The sequence below is a fragment of the Ruegeria sp. HKCCD7559 genome (genome assembly GCF_013110575.1).
In the GTDB taxonomy this organism is placed as follows: domain Bacteria; phylum Pseudomonadota; class Alphaproteobacteria; order Rhodobacterales; family Rhodobacteraceae; genus Ruegeria.
The window spans coordinates 98,758-118,630 of record NZ_WVQU01000001.1 but is presented as its reverse complement, the minus strand read 5'-3'; the positions used below and the strand labels follow the sequence as shown (position 1 = coordinate 118,630).

Below are 19,873 nucleotides of genomic sequence, written 5' to 3'. Positions count from 1 at the left end.
ACAATTTGGGCGCTGGGGCGGTGCCCTGACTCGCGGACAATCGAAGGAACAAGGCCATGCCGAGAAGAACCGACATCCAGTCGATCATGATCATTGGGGCGGGCCCCATTGTTATCGGTCAGGCCTGTGAATTCGACTATTCCGGTGCTCAGGCCTGCAAGGCCCTGCGCGAGGAAGGATACCGGGTCATTCTGGTGAACTCGAACCCGGCGACGATCATGACCGACCCCGGTCTGGCCGACGCCACCTATATCGAGCCGATTACACCCGAAGTGGTCGCCAAGATCATCGAGAAAGAACGCCCTGACGCCCTGTTGCCCACCATGGGCGGACAGACCGGCCTGAACACCTCTCTGGCACTGGAAGAAATGGGCGTGCTGGACAAGTTCGGCGTCGAGATGATCGGCGCCAAGCGCGATGCCATCGAAATGGCCGAAGACCGCGCCCTGTTCCGCGAGGCGATGGACCGGCTGGGCATCGAAAACCCCAAGGCCGAGATTGTGACCGCCCCCAAGGACGAGAGCGGCAAGAAAGACCTTGACGCTGGCGTGGCGCTGGCGCTTGAAACCCTTGAAACCGTGGGGCTTCCTGCCATCATCCGCCCGGCCTTTACACTGGGCGGCACCGGTGGCGGCGTGGCGTATAACCGTGAGGATTACATCCACATTTGCCGCTCGGGTATGGATGCCTCGCCCGTGGGTCAAATCCTGATCGACGAAAGCCTTCTGGGCTGGAAAGAATACGAAATGGAGGTGGTGCGCGACACTGCCGACAACGCCATCATCGTGTGTTCCATCGAAAACGTCGATCCGATGGGCGTGCATACGGGTGACTCGATCACCGTGGCCCCTGCCCTGACGCTCACTGACAAAGAATACCAGATCATGCGCAATCACTCGATTGCCGTGCTGCGCGAAATCGGTGTCGAAACCGGCGGCTCAAACGTGCAATGGGCGATCAACCCGGTCGATGGTCGCATGGTCGTGATCGAGATGAACCCGCGCGTGTCGCGCTCGTCGGCGCTGGCGTCGAAGGCGACCGGTTTCCCGATTGCCAAGATCGCCGCAAAACTGGCCGTGGGCTATACGCTGGACGAGCTGGACAACGACATCACCAAAGTCACCCCCGCCTCGTTCGAGCCGACAATCGACTATGTCGTGACAAAAATTCCGAAATTCGCGTTTGAGAAATTCCCCGGTTCCGAACCCTATCTGACCACCGCGATGAAGTCGGTGGGCGAGGCGATGTCGATTGGCCGTACGATCCACGAATCGATGCAGAAGGCACTGGCCTCGATGGAATCGGGCCTGACCGGCTTTGATGAGGTCGAAATCCCCGGCCTGAACGTAGGCCTCTGGGACGAGGCCGACGACAAGGCCGCCGTGATCAAGGCGATCAGCCAGCAGACACCCGACCGCCTGCGCACCATTGCACAAGCGATGCGCCATGGCCTGAGCGATGACGAGATTTTCGGCGTCACCAAGTTCGACCCCTGGTTCCTGGCTCGCATCCGCGAGATCGTCGAGGCCGAGCGTCAGCTCCGCAAGGACGGTCTGCCCGTCACCGAGGATGGTATCCGCAAGCTGAAAATGCTGGGATTCACCGATGCGCGTCTGGGCAAGCTGACGGGCCGTGACGAAGACAACGTCCGCCGCGCGCGCCGCAATCTGGGCGTTTCAGCGGTGTTCAAACGCATCGACACCTGCGCCGCCGAGTTCGAGGCGCAGACACCTTACATGTACTCAACCTACGAAGCGCCCATGATGGGCGAGGTCGAATGCGAGGCGCGCCCGAGCGACCGCAAAAAGGTCGTCATTCTTGGCGGCGGCCCAAACCGCATTGGTCAGGGCATCGAGTTCGACTATTGCTGCTGCCACGCCTGCTTCGCGCTGACCGAAGCGGGGTATGAAACCATCATGATCAACTGCAACCCCGAGACGGTTTCGACCGATTATGACACTTCGGATCGCTTGTATTTCGAGCCGCTGACCTTTGAACACGTCATGGAAATCCTGACGAAGGAACAGGAAAACGGCACGCTGCACGGCGTCATTGTTCAGTTCGGTGGACAGACACCGCTGAAACTGGCCAACGCGCTCGAGGCCGAGGGCATCCCGATCCTGGGCACCACGCCTGACGCGATTGACTTGGCCGAAGACCGCGAGCGTTTTCAGGCACTGGTCAATGAACTGGGGCTGAAACAGCCCAAGAACGGCATCGCCTCGACCGACGCGCAGGCGCTGGAAATCGCCGAGGAAATCGGTTTTCCGCTGGTGATCCGCCCGTCCTACGTTCTGGGCGGCCGCGCGATGGAGATCGTTCGCGACATGGACCAGCTGCGACGCTACATCAACGAGGCCGTGGTGGTCTCGGGCGACAGCCCCGTTCTGCTGGACAGCTATCTGGCTGGCGCGGTCGAGCTGGACGTGGACGCGCTGTGCGACGGCACCGATGTGCATGTGGCAGGCATCATGCAGCATATCGAAGAGGCCGGCGTGCACTCGGGCGACTCGGCCTGTTCGCTGCCGCCCTATTCGCTGTCGAAAGAGATCATCGCGCAGATCAAGGATCAGGCGTTCAAGCTGGCCAAGGCGCTGAACGTTGTCGGCCTGATGAATGTTCAGTTCGCGATCAAGGATGATGAGATCTACCTGATCGAGGTCAACCCGCGCGCCTCGCGCACCGTGCCGTTCGTGGCAAAGGCCACCGACAGCGCGATTGCGTCCATCGCCGCGCGCGTCATGGCAGGCGAAAAGCTGGCGAGCTTCCCGCAGCGTCCGCCCTACAAGACCGTGGACGACACAAAGATCGCGGATCAGATGACGCTGGCCGACCCGGACATGCCATGGTTCTCGGTGAAAGAGGCGGTCCTGCCCTTCGCCCGTTTCCCGGGCGTCGATACCATCCTTGGCCCGGAAATGCGCTCGACCGGCGAGGTCATGGGCTGGGACCGCGATTTCCCGCGCGCCTTCCTCAAGGCGCAGATGGGCGCGGGCATGGTCCTGCCGACATCAGGCCGGGCCTTTATTTCGATCAAGGATGCCGACAAGGGCGCGGCGATGCTCGAGGCCGCCCAGGTTCTGGTCGAACAAGGCTTCACGCTGGTCGCCACCCGCGGCACGCAAAGCTGGCTGGCGGAACAGGGTGTGCCATGCGACGTGGTCAACAAGGTCTATGAGGGCCGCCCGGACGTGGTCGACATGCTGAAAGACGGTCAGGTTCAACTGCTGATGAACACCACCGAAGGCGCGCAGGCGGTCGAGGACAGCAAGGCCATCCGGTCCATCGCGCTTTATGACAAGATCCCGTATTACACTACGGCCGCTGCAAGCCATGCTGCCGCTCTGGCGATCAAGGCGCAGGCCGAAGGGGATGTCGAGGTGAAGTCGCTACAGGGATAAGCGCCGTGGCTATCAGCGTTAAGAAGCTCTGGATATGCTCCAGAGCTTCCTCATCATTCTGCCAAAGGGATGTCTTTCCAAACGGCGGTTGATCTGCTTTGACCTTCAAAAACTTCCAACGCCAGAAATCCTTTGTGCCCACCGCTCGGCAGGTCGAAAGCAATATCTACACGCTGGGGGATACCCGCGGACAAATTGCCCCCGACAACCCAGTTTTTTTGTGAACCAACTTTGAATTCTTTCGCCTGGACCCATTCCGCCGTCGGCAATGCCAGGCGAATTTTGTCTCCTCTGGCCTGAAAGTGATATGACGCGGCATCTTCCGGTTCCAAAAGCATGGTGCAGGAAACCCGCACGCCCTTTCCTGCACATCCCACGAGGTTCGCTTTGGTCGACCCGAAATACTGCGGTTCAAAATCTGTCGAAAAGTCGCCAGTGACTTCGATAGGAGCGCGCGGATTCAGTGCCGCCGAGCTAGCAGCAGCCCCGGCTTCCCCCTTTGGACCCACCGGGCCTTGCGGACCTGCCAGTCCCTGTGGTCCGCGCAGCTCATCCAAGTGGTTCTGTACTAAAAAAGCTGCCACAGCCTCTACAGAAGCGGCTTGTCCTTGCCCGACAGGCTGTTCCTCAAGATCGCTAAGACGTTTTTCCAGCAACGTAAGATCAACCGGTGCTCGTTCGCTGATGGCACTCAATGCGTCGCGCAACGAAGAAATCTCTTGATCCTTTAAAGTGAGTTCTTCGTCTATTTGTTCAAGATCTGCCTCGAGACGAGAAATTTTTGCAGCAAACTGGCTAAATCCCAAATCCTGCTCACGCGCGTTGGCTCGTTCCCCATCAATGTATGTGTATAACAAGGTCCCTATACCGACCAACCCCCCAGCGACGCCCGCCACGCCAATTTTGTTATCCATTGAATTCCTCGTGCAAATTCCTAACACACTGAAGCAAATGAAGAAGAGCCTGGCAAGCCTTGCGTTTCTCGATGAGCGGCGACCATCGTCAAACAACGAGTTCCATGAAGGCCGCCCCTCAGGCGACCATTCTACGACCCTCCCGACGCCTTCTGATCTGAGTCACTTTGAATGGTTCGGTACGATTAAACTGGCACACAAGGATCGGTGTGTTTTAGCTGGGATTCCATTGCAATCTTGAAAAGGGATCACACCGTTGCAAGTTGGCGTTTTTCATCGCCCGCGAAGAAAAGCAGGTAGAACACCGGCGCGGCGACCATTGTTAGGACGGTCGCAAAAGCCAGCCCGCCCATGATCGTCACCGCCATCGAGACGAAGAACGCATCGGTCAGCAGCGGCGCCATGCCCAGAATAGTGGTGATCGCAGCCAGCATCACAGGACGCAAACGCGAGACCGAGGCTTCGACGATGGATGCGCGCAAGGGTTTGCCCGTGGCGCGAACCAGGTCGATCTCTTCCACCAGAACGATGCCGTTCTTGATCAGCATGCCCGACAGGCTGAGCAGGCCCAGAAGGGCCGTGAAGGTAAAGGGCAGCCCTGTGCCCAACAGGCCGATGACCACGCCGTTGACCGACATCGGAACCAGCAGCCAGATGATGATCGGCTGTCGGATCGCGTTGAACAGCAGAACCGAGATCAGCACCATGATCAGCAGGCTCAACGGCAACTGTTTGCCCAGGCTTTCCTGCGCGTCACGCGAGTTTTCGAACTCACCGCCCCACTCCATCTTGTATCCGGGGGGTAATTCGATTGCCTCGATGGCGTCCCGAACTTCGGCGTGTACCTGAGCCGCCGTCAGGTTGGGCGGGATGTCCGCGCCGACGGTGATGGTCAGAACACGATCGCGGCGATGAACCAGCGTATTGAGGGATTTGTACTCGAATCCATCGACCATCTGTTCGATTGGTACAAATTTCCCGGATTGGTCCGAATACACCACCTGATCGACGATGGAATAATCTCCGTCCGCCGGACGACGCAAGATGATGGGGATCAGGCGGTCACGTTCCCGCAGCACACCGCCCGTGATGCCATCGGTCGAAAATTGCAGCGTGGCCGCAATGTCTTCGCGCGTAACACCCGCGGTCTGGGCCCGTTCTGTGGCATAGATCGGCTGCACCGCCAGTTCCTGTTCGCGCCAGTCATGATGAACGAGCAGCGCGTTGGGCGACGCCGCCGCCATGCGCTGCACGGCCTCATCCGCAAGTTGACGCAGGACCACCGGATCGCTGCCCGAGAACCGGGCCTGGATCGGATCACCGCCACCGGGGCCAAACACCAGGCGCTTGGTTCCGAACTCGCCTTCGGGGAACTGGACCGACCCGAACGCTTCCAGATCCGCCTGCAAGGCCGGGATGTTATCCAGACTTTCCGTGCGGATGATCATGTGACCATAGCTCGGGTTCGGTTTTTCCGCCGAATAGGTCAGCATGAACCGGGTTGCCCCCTGACCGACGAATGTCGTGACCGAAACCACGTCATCGCGTTGGGTCAGCCAATCTTCGAATACCGCCATGTCCTGAGCCGTGCGGGCAATCGGCGTGCCCTGAGGCAGCTTGTAATGCACAAAGAACAAAGGCGTGTTCGAGTTGGGGAAGAATTGTTGTTTCATCAACCCGAACCCGGCATAGCACGCAACGGTTACGCCGATGAGACCCGCAACAACCAGCCACCGGAAGCGGAGCGCAAACCGCAGGATCGCGCCATATGTGCGGAACAGGATGCCCCCGTAGGCGTCGATCTCACCCTCCTTGCCCTGCTTGAAGAAATAGTGCCCCAGCAAAGGCGTGACCGTGATGGCAAGTATCCAGCTGAGCAGCAGCGAAATGCCGATCACCGCAAACAGGGAAAACAGAAACTCGCCCGTCGCATCCGGGCTGAGCCCGATCCCGGCAAAGGCCATGATGCCGATCACGGTGGCCCCAAGCAGGGGGATCTGGGTTTTGGACGCCACATCCTCAGCCGCATCGCGCGAGGATTGGCCACGCAACATCGCGATCTGCATCCCTTCGGCCACCACGATGGCATTGTCCACAAGCATACCCATGGCAATGATCAGCGCACCCAGGGAAATCCGTTCCATCTCAATCGAGAACAGTGACATGAACAGAAGCGTGCCGACTACGGTCAGCAACAGGGTCGAACCGACAACAATGGCCGCGCGCCACCCCATGAAGATACCCAGCACAGCGACCACGATGGCCACTGACATGGCCAGATTCACCAGAAAGTCGTTCGAGGCCTGCTCGACCACCACATGTTGCTGATAGATCGGCAGAATATCGACACCGAAGGGGATATTCGCATCCAGCTCGGCGAATTTGGCGTCAGCTCGCTTGCCGACCTCGACGATGTTTTCCGTCGCCAGACCGGCGATACCGAGGGTAAAGGCTTCGGTCCCGTTATAGCGGATCATGATGTCCGGATCGTTCTGACGGGCGCGATAGACATCGGACATGTCGAACAGGTTGATCACCTGCCCTTGCGAACCGACAGACAGGCCCGCAATGGCCGAGACACTGTCCGAACCCTCGGCCGTCAGAATGGTGGTGCGGGCATCTTCAGACCGCAAAGACCCCGAGGAATTCACCGAATCCGCGTTGGCTATGGCTTCGTTGATCGCTTGCAGCGGGACGTTCTGGTTCACCGAGATCGCCAGATCGGGCTCTACAAAAATCGCCTCGTCCGGCAGGCCCTGAACCTCGACATCGGCGACGCCGTCCACGGTCAGCAGTTCGCGACGCAGAAACGTTGCCAGTTCATGCTTTTCGGCGTCCGAAAACCCTTCGGCAGTCACCGCATAGAACAGGCCGAACACATCACCGAACCCGTCATTCACATAGGGTTGGCTGACACCCGACGGAAGCCCGCGGGCGGCATCGCGCACCTTGGCCCGCAGGCGGGTCCAGATATCGGGCAGTTCCGTGCCGTCGTAGGTCGACTTGATCTCTACTTCGATCAGCGATTGTCCGGGTTGGTTGACCGAGGTTATGACATCCACCTCGCCCATCTGCTGGATTGCGGATTCAAGGGGTTCGGACACTTCAAGCGCCACCTGTTCCGCCGTGGCACCGGGATATTGCGTGGCGATGACCGCGTTCTTGATGGTGAAAGCCGGGTCTTCCAAGCGACCAAGCGACGTGAATCCCCAGATGCCACCAAAGAGGGCAATGAGGATGATCAGCCATGTGTAAAGCGGTCGATCAATCGAGGCGCGCGCGATGTTCATCTGTCTGCCCCTCAGTTCGCGAAGCCGGTGAACCGGCGCACGGACTGACCGTCTGTCAGCACAGCACCGCCAGCCACAACAACTTCGTCACCGTCGGACAAGCCTTTCAACACCCGAACATCGCCCGACTGCGTGGGTTCGATTGTCACCGGAACGCGGCGGACCGTGCCTTCATCCGCACCGGCCGGCGAGAACACCATGACGCCCAGCTCACCTGTTGCATCCGCGATGACGGTTGTCGCCGGCACGACGATGCCTGTGCGCTCATCCCGGACCTTTACGTTGACGGTGACGGACGAGCCGGGAAGAATTTGCAGCCCCTCGGGCGGGGTCAGGCCGAACTGAATGCGGAAGGTCTGCCCGACACTTGAGGTTTCAGCGTCGAATTCACGGATTTCCAGCGGGAAGACTTCATCACTTACGGGGAATTTGGCGGTGATGGTGATATCGTCGTTCTGGCCCGAGCGTTGAAACAGGATCTCGGGCACATCCACCTCGATGCGCAGTTCGGACATGTCGTGGATGCGGACGATCGGCGTGCCTGCCGATACGGTGGTGAAAGCCTCGACCGCGCGGCTGGAGACCAGCGCGTCAAATGGTGCGGTCAAAGTCGCGTGTTCCAGTTCGTATTCGGCATCGCGCAGTGCGATCGCGGCCAGTTGCGCTTCGGTCTCTGCGTCATCGACCGCCACCTGGCTGGCCGTGGTGCCCCGCAAACGCGACAGGCGTGCGACGGTTCGGTCGGCCTGTTCCTTTTGCAGCTGCGCCCGCTCAAGCCGGAGTTCGAACGGCTCCTGATCCAGTCGCGCAATCAGGCCGCCTTTGGGGATGACAAACCCTTCGTTGACCGGCATTTCGACGATCTGACCGGCAACCTGAAAGGCAAGATCGACCGTCTGCCGCGCGGCAACACGACCGAAGAACTGGCGGGTGAAGCCGGGCGTTGTTTCGTGCACCTGCATCAGCTTGACCGGTTTCGGAGTATCTTGAGCGGTAATCGGAGTTGCCAGAACGGCCAGTGCAAGGCCCAGAGAGGTCAGGAGTTTCATTTCTTCAGTCCCTCGGGAATTCCCGTTTTCAAAACGTTGTCACGGATTTTGCGCGCCAGTCGCGCGAATTCGGCTGTTTCTTCGTCGTTCAGGCCCGAGGCCCTGTGAAACAGGTCTCCGGCCTCGGCCACCAACATGTTGCGGGCTTCTTCGCCACGCTCGGTCAGCACCAGCAACCAGGCGCGGCGGTCTTCGGGGTCACGCTCGCGCATGAGATAGCCGGCTTTTTCCAGCGAATCCGCGGTGGCGGTGATTGTGGACGGTACACTCAGCATATCCGCAGCCAGAACCCCCATGCGTTTCGGCTGATCCAGCTTGATCAGCATATGGCATTCGGGGTGGCTCAGGTCTGTTTCGATACAGTCGAAGGTCTCTTCCAGTTTCCAGTACAGGGCATAGACGCCCATGATCGCCTGAATCTCGGGGCTGAGGCGGCCAAGCCTGGTGCTGATATCGTCGGGCATCGGGGATCTCCGCGCGTTTGGAGCGGTCATATACTTCAGTTTCTGAACTATTCAAGATATGAAGCTACAGCTTTATGCACATTCCCTTAGGTCAACATACCTTGATCAAATCACACCGTGACTGCATTTTGGGCAAATCCGAAACACTCAGGGCTAGCCATGTATACCCCCGCCATCACCGGTACCGGTGTCTTCACGCCGGAAAACGTCATCACCAATGCCGAGCTTGTCGAAGCATTCAACGCTTATGCCGACAAACAGAACGCGAAGAATGCCGAAGCCATCGCCGCCGGGCAGATGGAGGCGATGCAGCATTCCTCGGAAGAGTTCATCGTCAAGGCGTCGGGGATCGAAAACCGCTACGTGATGGACAAGGCCGGGGTGCTGAACCCGGACGTGATGCACCCGACGCTGCGCCAGCGCAGTGATGACGAGCCCGGGATCATGACCGAGATGGCAGTGGATGCCTGCAGGAAGGCGCTGGCGCAGGCGGGGCGCACAGCGGCGGATGTCGATCTGGTAATCTGCGCGGCCTCGAACCACGAGCGCGCCTATCCGGCGATTGCGATCGAAATTCAGCAGGAACTGGGGATCAACGGGTTCGGCTTTGACATGAACGTCGCCTGTTCTTCGGCCACGTTCGGCATTCAGGCCGCGGCGGATATGGTGAGGTCTGGATCGGTGCGAGCGGCGCTGGTGGTCAACCCCGAGATCTGCTCGGGCCATCTGGAATGGCGCGACCGGGATTGTCATTTCATCTTTGGCGATGTGGCGACGGCAACGCTGATCGAGCGGATCGAAGACGCCAAAGGCCCGCATTTCGAAATCCTGTCGACCCGCTGTGCTACTGCGTTTTCCAACAATATCCGCAACAACAACGGCTTTCTGCGCCGCTCGCGCCCTGACGGGCTGACCGATCGGCGCGACATGCAGTTCATGCAGAACGGTCGGAAAGTATTCAAGGAAGTACTGCCGATGGTCAGCAAGCATATCAGCGACCACATGGATGCCGAAGGGGTCAGAAACTCTGATCTGAAACGCCTGTGGCTGCATCAGGCCAACAAGACGATGAACGACTTCATCGGCAAGAAAGTTCTGGGCCGCGAACCCGAGCCGGGCGAGCAACCCAACATCCTTCAGGATTATGCCAACACGTCTTCTGCGGGGTCGATCATCGCGTTTTCTAAGTATTCCGACGACTTGCAGGAAGGTGATCTGGGCCTGATCTGTTCCTTCGGCGCCGGGTATTCCGTCGGTTCGGTGATCGTGAAGCGCCACGCCTGACGGTTGATCTTGTGTGGCCTAGCCTGCCCCACTCACCTGAAAGACCTGAAAGGCTGTACCTTCCGCAGCTTGTATCCGTCTGAGATAGGCCGGGATTTCACCCGCAATCAATCGCGGTTGCAAACCACGGCCCTGTGACGCCCAGGACCAGAATTCGGCGCGCGGTGCGGACGTGCAGAGCATGACGTAATCCACGTCCAGCTCGGTCAGGCGTGATCCGATCTGGTCGGCGTCCGATCGGAACAGTTCGATCTGCGCCAGAATTCCAGCCTGATTCCGGTGATAATTGCCCGCCAATACGGAATGGTCGGTATGGCGCAGCACGTTCGCGGCAAAGTCGAAATCAACAAGAACTCTGCCGGCTGGCAGGCCATGCAGGGCTGCATAGGCTTCGGGCGTTTTGCAGGATGCCCCCGAATTTTGCTGTGACTGTCGGGCCGGCATCGCGGATGCGGCAAAGGACGGCTCGGCAAAGCGCCCCAACTGCTCATCGATGCTGGCGCCGGTTTTCGGCGAGATGCAGAGGATGAAAGCAACCATCGCAAGCCCTGACATCGCGCGGCGACTGCTTGCATAAGAGGTGTACAGGACACGCAGGATCTGCGCCTGGACAGCCACCAGCGAAACGCCCAGGAATGTCATCATTCTGGACTGATAGAGGAACACCACCAGGCCGGTTACGATCAGGGCCAGAAACAGGGCGTATTCCAGTCTGAAGGGCGATCTGACTGCAAAGATCAGGGCGGCTGCCACGCACAGGATCGACATCGCGATCAGGGCCAGCGCTTCGCCCCGGTGCCGTTGCAGAGTGACGTTGATTTTCTGGGCTTCCGCCACCTGGCTCAGCCAATAGTCGCGCATGTCCTGAGGCAGGGCTTCGATCGGATTGCTGAGACAATGCGGGGCGAAATCGTAAGCGCAGGCCAATGTCACCACGCCAATTGCAACACATGCGCCGACCCGGCCCCAAAGTGACCAGCCAGACCCGATCCAGGCCACAATGCAAAGCCCTGCCGCGGCAACGCTCGCCGGCAACGCCACGCTGAGAGTCAGGGCGTCACAGCTTGGAAACAGAAAGGCCTCGTGTCCCGTTGTTGCAAGGCTGGTCAGTACAAGCGTCACGACCAGCCCGATACCGAATGCCATGGTCCGGCGACGGGTCGGTTCACCGTTGACGATCCAGTCAATGGCAAAAAACACGGCGACAAGTGCGATCTGCAATATCGATTCGGTGCCTATCGACACCGAAAGCGCCAGGCAGGCACCCAGCAGCCATCCGGCATATGGTTTGTCCCTGCGCAACGCAAACAGCATCAGGGCCGTGGTGAACAGAAGAATCTGAGCATTGTGGTGATCGAACGAAAAATAGTCGAACTTCCTGGAGTGTTCGAGCGCCAGCACACCCACAACCAGTGCCGAAACAGCGCCTTCCCGCGCGCCCAAAACGCTGCCTGTCACCGCAAAGGCCCACAAGGCCAGGCCGGCCAAAAGTGAGGGCCAGGCGAATGCCGTCACCTGAAGGGCCGTATCGGGCGGCAAAACCAAACCAAATGTTCCGTAGAGCAAGGCGATCGGCGCGTCGATCAATCGGGACCAATGCATCAATGTACCGCCCTCGGGACCCAGCCGATACTGATGGTTGTCGAACCAGCCCTGCCCCTGCAACAGATCCTGCACGACCACCCAGCGCATCACGTCGTCAGAGCCATCCTGATGACCACTCAGGGTCATCAGAACCAGAAGTGCCACATAGGCGCATACAAAAAATCGCAGAACCACCCGGTCTGCGAAAATCCTGTATGTTCCCTGCGATTTCTGCATGGTTCTCTGCCCTTGACGATCTTGCCCGCGACGGACCTTACAAGACAGACGTGACTGAATTGAGGCAACAGGCACAGTCAGCGTTTCTGACTTTTCGAGCATGAAAACAGGTAAGCCGCACAGGCGAAAACTGGCCGGTCATGAGCGCAACGGTTCCTGACCCCGGCTAGCTGACGCTTTCTTCTTCCAGATGCAGCTTCATCTCGATCAGAACCTGTTGCAGCAAACTGGTTTCTTTCAGCAACCGTTTGGCTTCGTTGACGGTGATGATTCCGTCTTCGATTGCGGCCTGATACTCGGTCATCAACATCGCAAACCGCTGGCTCAGCGCAATGACATCCGAATTGACGCCACCGGTGCGGGGGGTAGAGGTGTTGCGGTCGCTATAGGACAAGGTGATGTTCTTCAGATCCGCCAAAGCCGACGTCACGTGCGGGTAAGTCGCCGCGTTTTCAAGGCGGGCCACCGCGTCCACAGGCATGAACCTGTCCTCGTGCTCAGCATTGTCGGAATAGTATCGTCCCAAAGTGGCCTTGGATTTCCCCGTAATTTCACACGCGGCTTCGATTCCAACATCTTTGACCAGCGCTTCTGTGTGTTTTTTCAGATAGGCCCCGATATCTGCCATTGTTTTACCTTTGTTACCTGCAAACGCCTGCCCGATGTCCAAACGGGGGAAAGCGTGGGTAAATTTCCCATAACCAAGTCATAATTGAAATGTCATACATTGGCTATCCCTCAGATATGCGGGGGATTTTGTGAGTGAGTGGCGGCAGTTCAAGCCGGTAATGAGTGATTGCAGGGTGATATTGTTAAACCTTGCTGCGTTTTGGCCACATGTTGGCCGACGGCGTCGCTGTTGCAGATGTGGGGGTTCCATCCCCTAGAGCGTAGCTCGGCCTCTGCGAACGCAACGGCGACGTCGCTCCATCAAAACGATTGATATCTTGTTCCTTTTCCCCAAGCGTTTTAGACCCGCGTCATGGCAAAGCTGTACTTCAACTATTCAACCATGAACGCGGGGAAATCGACCGTGTTGCTGCAAGCCTCGCACAACTATCGCGAGCGCGGGATGCAGACCTACCTGATGACCGCAGCCATTGACGGAAGGGCGGGTGCCGGACGGATCGCATCGCGCATCGGCATCTCGGAGGAGGCCGATACCTTCACGCCCGGCGACGACGTCTTTGCGATGATCCGAAATCGTCTGAACGAAGGTCCCGTAACCTGCGTGTTCATCGACGAGGCCCAGTTCCTGTCCGAAGCGCAGGTCTGGCAATTGGCGCGCGCCGTCGACGATCTGGAAGTACCGGTGCTGGCCTACGGGCTGCGGGTGGATTTTCAGGGCAAGCTGTTTCCGGGATCAGCGGCGCTGCTGGCGCTGGCCGATGAGATGCGTGAAGTCCGCACCATTTGCAAATGCGGGCGCAAGGCCACGATGGTGATACGTCAGGACGAAAACGGCAACGCCATCACCGAAGGTGCCCAGGTGCAGATCGGTGGCAACGAGACCTATGTTTCGCTTTGCCGCAAACACTGGCGCGAGGCGGTGGGCGACTAGACCGGGTTAGGCAACGCCTCGCCCGCCACAACGGCCGCCACGTTATCCAGGGCCATGTGTCCCATGCTGCTGCGCACCTCTTCGGTGGCCGTGCCCAGATGGGGCAGCAGGGTGACGTTTTCCATTTCACAAAGGGCCTGGGGTACTTCGGGTTCGAACTCGTAGACATCCAGCCCGGCCCCGGCAATCTGACCCGATTGCAGCGCCGCGATCAGGGCCGCTTCGTCCACGACCTCGCCCCGCGCGACATTGACCAGAATGGCCGAAGGTTTCATCGTCTCAAGAACCTGCGCATCGATCAGGTGTCGGGTTTCTGCACCGCCGGGAACGGCGAGCACAAGGAAATCGACCAACGCGGCGAGTGTTTCAAGGTCAGGTGTGAACTCGGCCGGAAAGTCCAGTTGCTTGCCGCTTCGGGATTGATAGGCCACCTGCATTTCGAAACCGAAATGGCACCGGCGCGCGACGGCCTGCCCGATACGGCCCATCCCGACGATACCGACGCGTTTGCCCGTGACATGATGGCCCAGCATCTGTGTGGGATGCCAACCCTGCCATTGGCCTGCGCGGACCAGCCGTTCGCCTTCGCCCGCACGCCGGGCCGTGCTCAACAGCAGGGTCATGGCGATATCCGCCGTGGCGTCGGTGACTGCGCCGGGCGTGTTGGTCACTTCGACGCCTGCTGCGCGCGCGGCCTCGACATCGATGTGGTTGTAGCCGACGCCGAAATTGGCCAGGAGCTTGCACCGAGGCGCGCCTGCATCCGTAAATATCCGAGCCGAAAACTGATCGCCCAGCGTGGGCACGACCACGTCGAAATCCGTCAGAGCCGACAGCATTTCCTGTCGCGACATGGGCGCCGTATCTTTGCGAATCTCTACGTCGAACGCAGCGCGGGCGCGGGCCTCGACTGCCGGCGTCATCGGGCGCGTGATCAGCAATTTCATCAGTGCATCCGCCCGCCTGTAGGAACCTTACCGTCAGGGCCGATCAAAACGATCTCGCCGCTGTCATCGGGCAGGCCAAGCACCAGAACCTCGGACATGAACTTGCCGATCTGGCGAGGGGGGAAATTGACCACTGCCATGACCTGTTTGCCCACCAAGGTCGACGGATCATAATGCGCGGTGATCTGGGCCGAGGTCTTGCGTTCGCCAATCTCATCACCAAAGTCTATCCACATCTTGATCGCGGGTTTGCGGGCTTCGGGATAGGGTTCGGCGCGGATCACCTCGCCCACACGAATATCTACCTTGAGAAAATCGTCGAAAGAAATCTCACTCACGTGACAGCTCCTTGGATCGGTCGGTTGCGGCCTTGACGGCACGGTGCAGCAGGTCAGGGAAGCCGCGTTCTTCATGCATCAGCACCTCAAGCGCGGCCTGGGTCGTGCCGTTCGGCGACGTTACATTGATCCGCAGTTGAGACGGATCCTCGTCAGCGGCCATCGCCAGTGCGCCGGCCCCGGCCACCGTCGATTTGGCCAGCTTCATCGCAAGGTCATGCGGCAGGCCCTGCGCCTCGCCGGCATTGGCAAGTGTTTCAATCAGATGGAACACATAGGCAGGACCGGATCCGCTGAGGCCGGTGACCGCATCCATCTGCGTCTCATCTTCAAGACGAACCGTTTCACCCACCGCCGACAGCAGGTTTTCGGCCAGAGCCAGATCCTCGGCCGAGGCGTGGCTGTTGCCGATCAGCGCGGTGATGCCCTGACGGATGGCGGCGGGGGTGTTGGGCATGGCGCGAATGATCGGCGTATCGCTGCCCAGAACGGATTCGAACGTGGCAATCGAGGTGCCCGCCGCCACCGAAACAAACAGCGTGCTGCCTCCGCCCAGCGCCTGAATGGCGGGCAAGGCCTCGCCCATCATCTGCGGCTTGACCGCGACCAAAACCACGGCAGGGGCTTCGGGCAAGGGTGTGTTGATGTTGACGCCCTGCGCCTTCAGCCAGTCGGACGGGTGCGGATCGATCACCCAAACGGACGCTGGCGGGAGGCCGTGTTCCAGCCACCCCGCCAGCATTGCGGACCCCATCTTTCCGCACCCCAGAAGCACAAGCCCCTGTTCGGCCACACGCGTCATGTCCATTTGCCCCTCCCGCGTTACATGTCGGTTCGGGGCAAAGCTTTACGCCCGGCCGTAGGCCTCTGCAATGGCCACTTGCATGGCTTCTTCTGGCTCTCGATTGCCCCAGGTGACCAGTTGAATCGCCGGATAGTACCGTTCCGCGCTCATGACGGCAGCGGTGATCATCGTGTCGATCTGTTCGGCGCTGGCTGTCTGCCCCCCGGCAAGGACCAACCCATACCGGTACACCATCAGCTTCTGGTTCGCCCAATAGGTAAAGGCACCTGCCCAGCACTGATCATTCATCTTGTTGAGCAGCTCATAGAGCTGCATTTCCCGCTCGGCCGGTGGTTCCATTTCGAACGAACACACCATCCGCAGCGTTTCGTCATAGTTGGACCAGGCGAGGGTGATCGAATACGTCCGCCACTGGCCCTCGACAGCCATGGCGATCTGATCGTCCCCAATGCGGTCAAAATCCCAGTCGTGGTGTTCGGCCAGATGTTCAACAATGTCGATCGGATGAATGTCTTCTTCGAGATACTGCTCGGAAAGGGCCATAATGCCACCTCACTAATCTCTAGCATCTTGGGGCTGGCAGCGCCCCAGCGCTAGTTGCCTGCTCTACAAACCGGGCTTCCCCCATAGGCCTGTACTAAATATGGTGCGATGTGGCGTGGGTTCTGGCAACCCTATTTGTTGGGGATAACAGCAATAAGTTGTGGACAGAAGGCAACGTGGATCAAAATATTGGCTGTCGGGTCAGCTTTGTCTTGATTAAATCCCGCAATACGTCAGAATGCACGACACCGCACAATCCCGGTCGGATTGCGCGGCGGCAGAGTTTGTCCAAAACTGTGAAATCAGGGAACGCCCGCGGCGTTACTTGTCCAGTTTCGCCTCGAGTGCGGCAATGCGGGCTTCGAGTGCGGCGTTTTCTTCGCGCGCTTTCTGGGCCATGGCGCGGACGGCATCGAATTCTTCGCGGGTGACGAAATCACGGTCGGCCAGCCAGCGGTCGATCATCGACTTCATCGCGTTCTCGGCCTCTTCCCGCGCGCCCTGCGCGACACCCATGGCGTTGGTCATCAGCTGGGACATGTCGTCCAGTATCTTGTTGCGGGTTTGCATATCTTTACTCCGGTATCGCGGTTGATCTCTATATGGGGAAAGATTGCCGCAGGCTCAAGGTTGACTTGCCCTGCAAACCCCGGGCAATGAGACGCACATGCAGGCTGTTCTGAATTTCCCCGATCTGTCGCCCGAATTGTTCTCGATCTCGCTGTTCGGGATAGAGTTCGCGTTGAGGTGGTATGCGCTGGCCTATATCGCGGGCATCCTGATTGCGTGGCGGCTGGCAGTCGTAGCGTTGCGCCGCCCTGCCCTGTGGCCTGCGGACAGCCCGCCGATGAAACCGGACCAACTGGAGGATCTGGTCACCTGGATCATTCTGGGCGTGATCCTTGGCGGGCGGCTGGGCTTTGTGCTGTTTTACCAACCCGGCTATTACCTGTCGCATCCGCTTGAGATCGTGAAGGTCTGGCAGGGCGGTATGGCGTTTCATGGGGGGCTGCTGGGCGTGATTCTGGCCTCGTATCTGTTTGCCCGGCGCCATCGGATTCCGGCCCTGTCGCTGGGCGACCTGGTTGCCTACACCGTGCCACCCGGCCTGCTGTTGGGGCGGCTTGCCAATTTCGTCAATGCCGAGCTGTGGGGCCGCCCGAGCGAGCTGCCCTGGGCCGTCATCTTTCCCGGTTTTGCCGCGCAGGACTGCCCCGGCGTGGTTGCGGGAATGTGTGCCCGGCACCCCTCGCAGCTGTACGAAGCGGCGTTGGAAGGCGTGTTGCTGGGCGCGTTGTTGCTGTGGCTGGTCTATCGCCGGGGAGCCTTTCAGAAACCCGGGCTGATCATGGGCACGTTTCTGGTCGGCTACGGCGCATCGCGCTTTATTGTTGAATTCTTCCGCCAGCCGGATGCGCAGTTCGTGTCGCCCGGCAATCCGCTGGGATTGGCCTGGCATGTGGGCGGATATGGCCTGACCATGGGCCAGATCCTGTCATTGCCCATGATCGCGCTTGGCCTGTGGTTTGTCTTGCGCGCAGGGCGGGCAAAATGAGCCTGACCGATCACCTGATCGCCCGCATCCGACAGGATGGCCCGATGAGCGTGGCCGACTACATGGCCGAATGCCTTCTGCATCCCACGCTGGGCTATTACACGACGCGTGATCCGTTGGGGGCTGACGGGGATTTCACCACGGCACCGGAAATCAGCCAGATGTTTGGCGAACTGATCGGGCTGTGCCTTGCGCAATGCTGGATGGATCAGGGCCGTCCCGCGCCATTCACCCTGTGCGAATTGGGGCCCGGGCGCGGCACTCTGATGAGTGACATATTGCGTGCCACCCGAACCGTGCAGGGATTTCACGATGCTGCCCGGATTTTGCTGGTCGAGGCCTCGCCTGCCCTGAAGCAGGTGCAGGCGGACACCCTGAAGGGTTACACACCGAACTGGGCTGACAGTGTCGCAGAGTTGCCGGACCAGCCACTGCTGCTGGTGGCGAATGAGTTCTTCGACGCGCTGCCTGTCCGGCAGTTCCTGCGCGACGGTGACGGCTGGAGTGAACGCCTGGTCGGCGAGCGCGACGGCGAATTGCTGTTTGGGCGAGGGTCCAATGGGCCACAAGTGGCGCTGGCGGACAGGCTTTCGGACACCAAGGATGGTGATCTGGTCGAGCTGTGCGCGGCTGCGATCCCCATTCTGACCTTGATTGCCGGTCGGATCGCCAGCCACGGAGGTGCCGCGCTGATCGTCGATTATGGCGACTGGCATTCTTTGGGCGATACACTGCAAGCCCTGCAAAACCACAAGCCCGCCGATCCGCTGGCGTCACCCGGTCAGGCCGACCTGACGGCACATGTGGATTTTGAGCCTCTGGCCATTGCGACCCGCGCCTGTGGAGCCAGGCACACACGCCTGACACCGCAGGGCGTGTTTCTGGAACGGCTTGGCATAACCGCCAGGGCGCAGGCTTTGTCCCGGTCGCTGAGCGGTTCCGAGCTGGACGCGCTGGCTGCCGCGCATCGCCGGTTGACGCATCCGGCCGAAATGGGAAATCTGTTCAAGGTGATGGGCCTCTATCCGGCCTATGCTGCACCACCGCCGGGATTAGAGCCATGACACTGGAAATTCTGACTTCGGACTTGCTTTCCCCATTTCGTCACGGGTTCTTCACCCGTCGCGGCGGGGCGTCCTCTGGTATCTTCAACGGGTTGAATTGCGGTTATGGATCGTCTGATCAAACCGAAATTGTCGCACTGAACCGTCGGCGGGTTGCCGATGCGATGGGCGTCGCGCCCGAGGCGATGATCGGCGTGCATCAAGTTCATTCCCCAACAGTTCTGACGGTTGAACAGCCCTTGGAAGGTGAAAAACCACGCGCGGACGCGGTCGTGACGGCGACACCTGGTCTGGCGCTGACAATTTTGACGGCAGATTGCCAGCCAGTTCTGTTTGCCGATCCCGCAGCCAATGTGATCGGAGCAGCGCATGCGGGCTGGCGCGGCGCACTCGACGGTGTGCTTGAGGCGACTCTGGACGCCATGGAAGCGCTTGGCGCAGCACGCCGGAATATCAACGCCGTCATCGGCCCCAGCATTTCACAACGCGCCTACGAAGTGGGCCCCGAGTTTCTGGACGCATTTATCGCCGATTCTCCAGACAACACCCGGTTCTTTGCGAACGGACAGGATGACCGGCTGCAATTCGACCTGCCCGCCTTTGGTTTGCACCGATTGCGGCAGGCCGGTGTCGGGCAGGCGGAATGGACCCGGCACTGCACATATTCCGACCCGGACCGGTTCTATTCGTATCGCCGCACAACACATGCAAACGAGGCCGATTACGGGCGGTTGATCTCGGTCATAAGATTGTGATTTTGGCCCAGATTTAGGCGCTGCGCCACTTTTCCGCCACATTTGTTGTGTTTACCGGACTCAGAATCGTAACGAGTTTTGC

Annotated in this window: 17 protein-coding genes; 6 read left to right on the top strand and 11 right to left on the bottom strand. The window is 59.6% G+C overall.

From position 1 onward, the window contains the following. Positions 1 to 56 precede the first annotated feature (56 nt). Entirely contained in the window at positions 57 to 3,401 is a 3,345-nt protein-coding gene (gene carB / locus GS605_RS00590) for a carbamoyl-phosphate synthase large subunit (protein WP_171634390.1), read from the top strand. Positions 3,402 to 3,454: 53 nt separating this feature from the next. Here the strand turns inward: carB and GS605_RS00585 are convergent, their stop codons facing one another. The 4 genes from GS605_RS00585 to GS605_RS00570 all read right to left on the bottom strand — a co-directional run bounded on the left by GS605_RS00585 (position 3,455) and on the right by GS605_RS00570 (position 9,118). After that, positions 3,455 to 4,315 (bottom strand): hypothetical protein, encoded by an 861-nt coding sequence (locus GS605_RS00585; RefSeq protein WP_171722763.1) that lies wholly within the window; start codon positions 4,313 to 4,315, stop codon positions 3,455 to 3,457. 248 nt (positions 4,316 to 4,563) lie between these two features. Next, positions 4,564 to 7,605 (bottom strand): efflux RND transporter permease subunit, encoded by a 3,042-nt coding sequence (locus tag GS605_RS00580; protein WP_171722762.1) that lies wholly within the window; start codon positions 7,603 to 7,605, stop codon positions 4,564 to 4,566. A gap of 11 nt (positions 7,606 to 7,616) precedes the next feature. Continuing rightward, positions 7,617 to 8,654: an efflux RND transporter periplasmic adaptor subunit gene (locus tag GS605_RS00575; RefSeq protein ID WP_171722761.1), complete on the bottom strand. Its 1,038-nt coding sequence runs from the start codon at positions 8,652 to 8,654 to the stop codon at positions 7,617 to 7,619. Further along, positions 8,651 to 9,118, bottom strand: coding sequence for a MarR family winged helix-turn-helix transcriptional regulator (locus GS605_RS00570; protein ID WP_171634400.1), 468 nt, complete (start codon positions 9,116 to 9,118; stop codon positions 8,651 to 8,653). Before GS605_RS00570 ends, GS605_RS00575 begins: the two co-directional genes overlap by 4 nt. A gap of 159 nt (positions 9,119 to 9,277) precedes the next feature. Between GS605_RS00570 and GS605_RS00565 the strand changes: the two genes are divergently transcribed. Continuing rightward, a complete protein-coding gene (locus tag GS605_RS00565; protein ID WP_171722760.1) occupies positions 9,278 to 10,402 on the top strand; it encodes a beta-ketoacyl-ACP synthase III in 1,125 nt (374 codons plus the stop codon). A gap of 18 nt (positions 10,403 to 10,420) precedes the next feature. Here the strand turns inward: GS605_RS00565 and GS605_RS00560 are convergent, their stop codons facing one another. Next, positions 10,421 to 12,223 carry a hypothetical protein gene (locus GS605_RS00560; RefSeq protein WP_171722759.1) on the bottom strand — a complete coding sequence of 601 codons (1,803 nt, stop codon included), beginning with the start codon at positions 12,221 to 12,223 and terminating at the stop codon, positions 10,421 to 10,423. Between the two features lie 166 nt (positions 12,224 to 12,389). Continuing rightward, on the bottom strand, positions 12,390 to 12,851 hold the full coding sequence (locus GS605_RS00555) for a hypothetical protein (protein WP_152458969.1): 462 nt from the start codon (positions 12,849 to 12,851) through the stop codon (positions 12,390 to 12,392). A gap of 354 nt (positions 12,852 to 13,205) precedes the next feature. Here GS605_RS00555 and GS605_RS00550 point away from each other — a divergent pair, with 354 nt between their 5' ends. After that, positions 13,206 to 13,784, top strand: a complete 579-nt coding sequence (locus GS605_RS00550; RefSeq protein ID WP_171722758.1) for a thymidine kinase — start codon at positions 13,206 to 13,208, stop codon at positions 13,782 to 13,784. Here GS605_RS00550 and GS605_RS00545 read toward each other — a convergent pair. The 5 genes from GS605_RS00545 to GS605_RS00525 form a co-directional block, all read right to left on the bottom strand. Next, positions 13,781 to 14,731, bottom strand: a complete 951-nt coding sequence (locus tag GS605_RS00545; RefSeq protein WP_171722757.1) for a D-glycerate dehydrogenase — start codon at positions 14,729 to 14,731, stop codon at positions 13,781 to 13,783. The genes GS605_RS00550 and GS605_RS00545 overlap by 4 nt on opposite strands. After that, a complete protein-coding gene (locus GS605_RS00540; RefSeq protein ID WP_171634415.1) occupies positions 14,731 to 15,069 on the bottom strand; it encodes a tRNA-binding protein in 339 nt (112 codons plus the stop codon). Before GS605_RS00540 ends, GS605_RS00545 begins: the two co-directional genes overlap by 1 nt. After that, positions 15,062 to 15,877, bottom strand: coding sequence for a pyrroline-5-carboxylate reductase (gene proC, locus GS605_RS00535; RefSeq protein WP_171722756.1), 816 nt, complete (start codon positions 15,875 to 15,877; stop codon positions 15,062 to 15,064). Before proC ends, GS605_RS00540 begins: the two co-directional genes overlap by 8 nt. Before the next feature lie 39 nt (positions 15,878 to 15,916). Then, entirely contained in the window at positions 15,917 to 16,417 is a 501-nt protein-coding gene (locus GS605_RS00530; protein WP_152458973.1) for a YbjN domain-containing protein, read from the bottom strand. Between the two features lie 321 nt (positions 16,418 to 16,738). Beyond that, a complete protein-coding gene (locus GS605_RS00525; RefSeq protein ID WP_152458974.1) occupies positions 16,739 to 16,987 on the bottom strand; it encodes an accessory factor UbiK family protein in 249 nt (82 codons plus the stop codon). A gap of 97 nt (positions 16,988 to 17,084) precedes the next feature. Between GS605_RS00525 and lgt the strand changes: the two genes are divergently transcribed. The 3 genes from lgt to pgeF are packed head-to-tail and all read left to right on the top strand — an operon-like array spanning position 17,085 to position 19,791. Next, positions 17,085 to 17,972, top strand: coding sequence for a prolipoprotein diacylglyceryl transferase (lgt, locus tag GS605_RS00520; RefSeq protein ID WP_171722755.1), 888 nt, complete (start codon positions 17,085 to 17,087; stop codon positions 17,970 to 17,972). Next, positions 17,969 to 19,036 (top strand): class I SAM-dependent methyltransferase, encoded by a 1,068-nt coding sequence (locus GS605_RS00515; protein WP_171722754.1) that lies wholly within the window; start codon positions 17,969 to 17,971, stop codon positions 19,034 to 19,036. Before lgt ends, GS605_RS00515 begins: the two co-directional genes overlap by 4 nt. Next, positions 19,033 to 19,791 carry a peptidoglycan editing factor PgeF gene (pgeF, locus tag GS605_RS00510; RefSeq protein ID WP_171722753.1) on the top strand — a complete coding sequence of 253 codons (759 nt, stop codon included), beginning with the start codon at positions 19,033 to 19,035 and terminating at the stop codon, positions 19,789 to 19,791. The genes GS605_RS00515 and pgeF overlap by 4 nt, the downstream gene beginning before the upstream one ends. The last annotated feature ends 82 nt before the right edge of the window (positions 19,792 to 19,873 follow it).

What these genes read in the sequence shown, in the direction of transcription:
- proC (WP_171722756.1), bottom strand. Translation starts at nt 15,877, where the DNA reads ATGGACATGACGCGTGTGGCCGAACAGGGGCTTGTGCTTCTGGGGTGC.
- GS605_RS00530 (WP_152458973.1), bottom strand. Translation starts at nt 16,417, where the DNA reads ATGGCCCTTTCCGAGCAGTATCTCGAAGAAGACATTCATCCGATCGAC.
- GS605_RS00580 (WP_171722762.1), bottom strand. Translation starts at nt 7,605, where the DNA reads ATGAACATCGCGCGCGCCTCGATTGATCGACCGCTTTACACATGGCTG.
- GS605_RS00525 (WP_152458974.1), bottom strand. Translation starts at nt 16,987, where the DNA reads ATGCAAACCCGCAACAAGATACTGGACGACATGTCCCAGCTGATGACC.
- GS605_RS00545 (WP_171722757.1), bottom strand. Translation starts at nt 14,731, where the DNA reads ATGAAATTGCTGATCACGCGCCCGATGACGCCGGCAGTCGAGGCCCGC.
- lgt (WP_171722755.1), top strand. Translation starts at nt 17,085, where the DNA reads ATGCAGGCTGTTCTGAATTTCCCCGATCTGTCGCCCGAATTGTTCTCG.
- GS605_RS00560 (WP_171722759.1), bottom strand. Translation starts at nt 12,223, where the DNA reads ATGCAGAAATCGCAGGGAACATACAGGATTTTCGCAGACCGGGTGGTT.
- GS605_RS00515 (WP_171722754.1), top strand. Translation starts at nt 17,969, where the DNA reads ATGAGCCTGACCGATCACCTGATCGCCCGCATCCGACAGGATGGCCCG.
- GS605_RS00585 (WP_171722763.1), bottom strand. Translation starts at nt 4,315, where the DNA reads ATGGATAACAAAATTGGCGTGGCGGGCGTCGCTGGGGGGTTGGTCGGT.
- carB (WP_171634390.1), top strand. Translation starts at nt 57, where the DNA reads ATGCCGAGAAGAACCGACATCCAGTCGATCATGATCATTGGGGCGGGC.
- GS605_RS00575 (WP_171722761.1), bottom strand. Translation starts at nt 8,654, where the DNA reads ATGAAACTCCTGACCTCTCTGGGCCTTGCACTGGCCGTTCTGGCAACT.
- GS605_RS00570 (WP_171634400.1), bottom strand. Translation starts at nt 9,118, where the DNA reads ATGCCCGACGATATCAGCACCAGGCTTGGCCGCCTCAGCCCCGAGATT.
- GS605_RS00550 (WP_171722758.1), top strand. Translation starts at nt 13,206, where the DNA reads ATGGCAAAGCTGTACTTCAACTATTCAACCATGAACGCGGGGAAATCG.
- pgeF (WP_171722753.1), top strand. Translation starts at nt 19,033, where the DNA reads ATGACACTGGAAATTCTGACTTCGGACTTGCTTTCCCCATTTCGTCAC.
- GS605_RS00565 (WP_171722760.1), top strand. Translation starts at nt 9,278, where the DNA reads ATGTATACCCCCGCCATCACCGGTACCGGTGTCTTCACGCCGGAAAAC.
- GS605_RS00555 (WP_152458969.1), bottom strand. Translation starts at nt 12,851, where the DNA reads ATGGCAGATATCGGGGCCTATCTGAAAAAACACACAGAAGCGCTGGTC.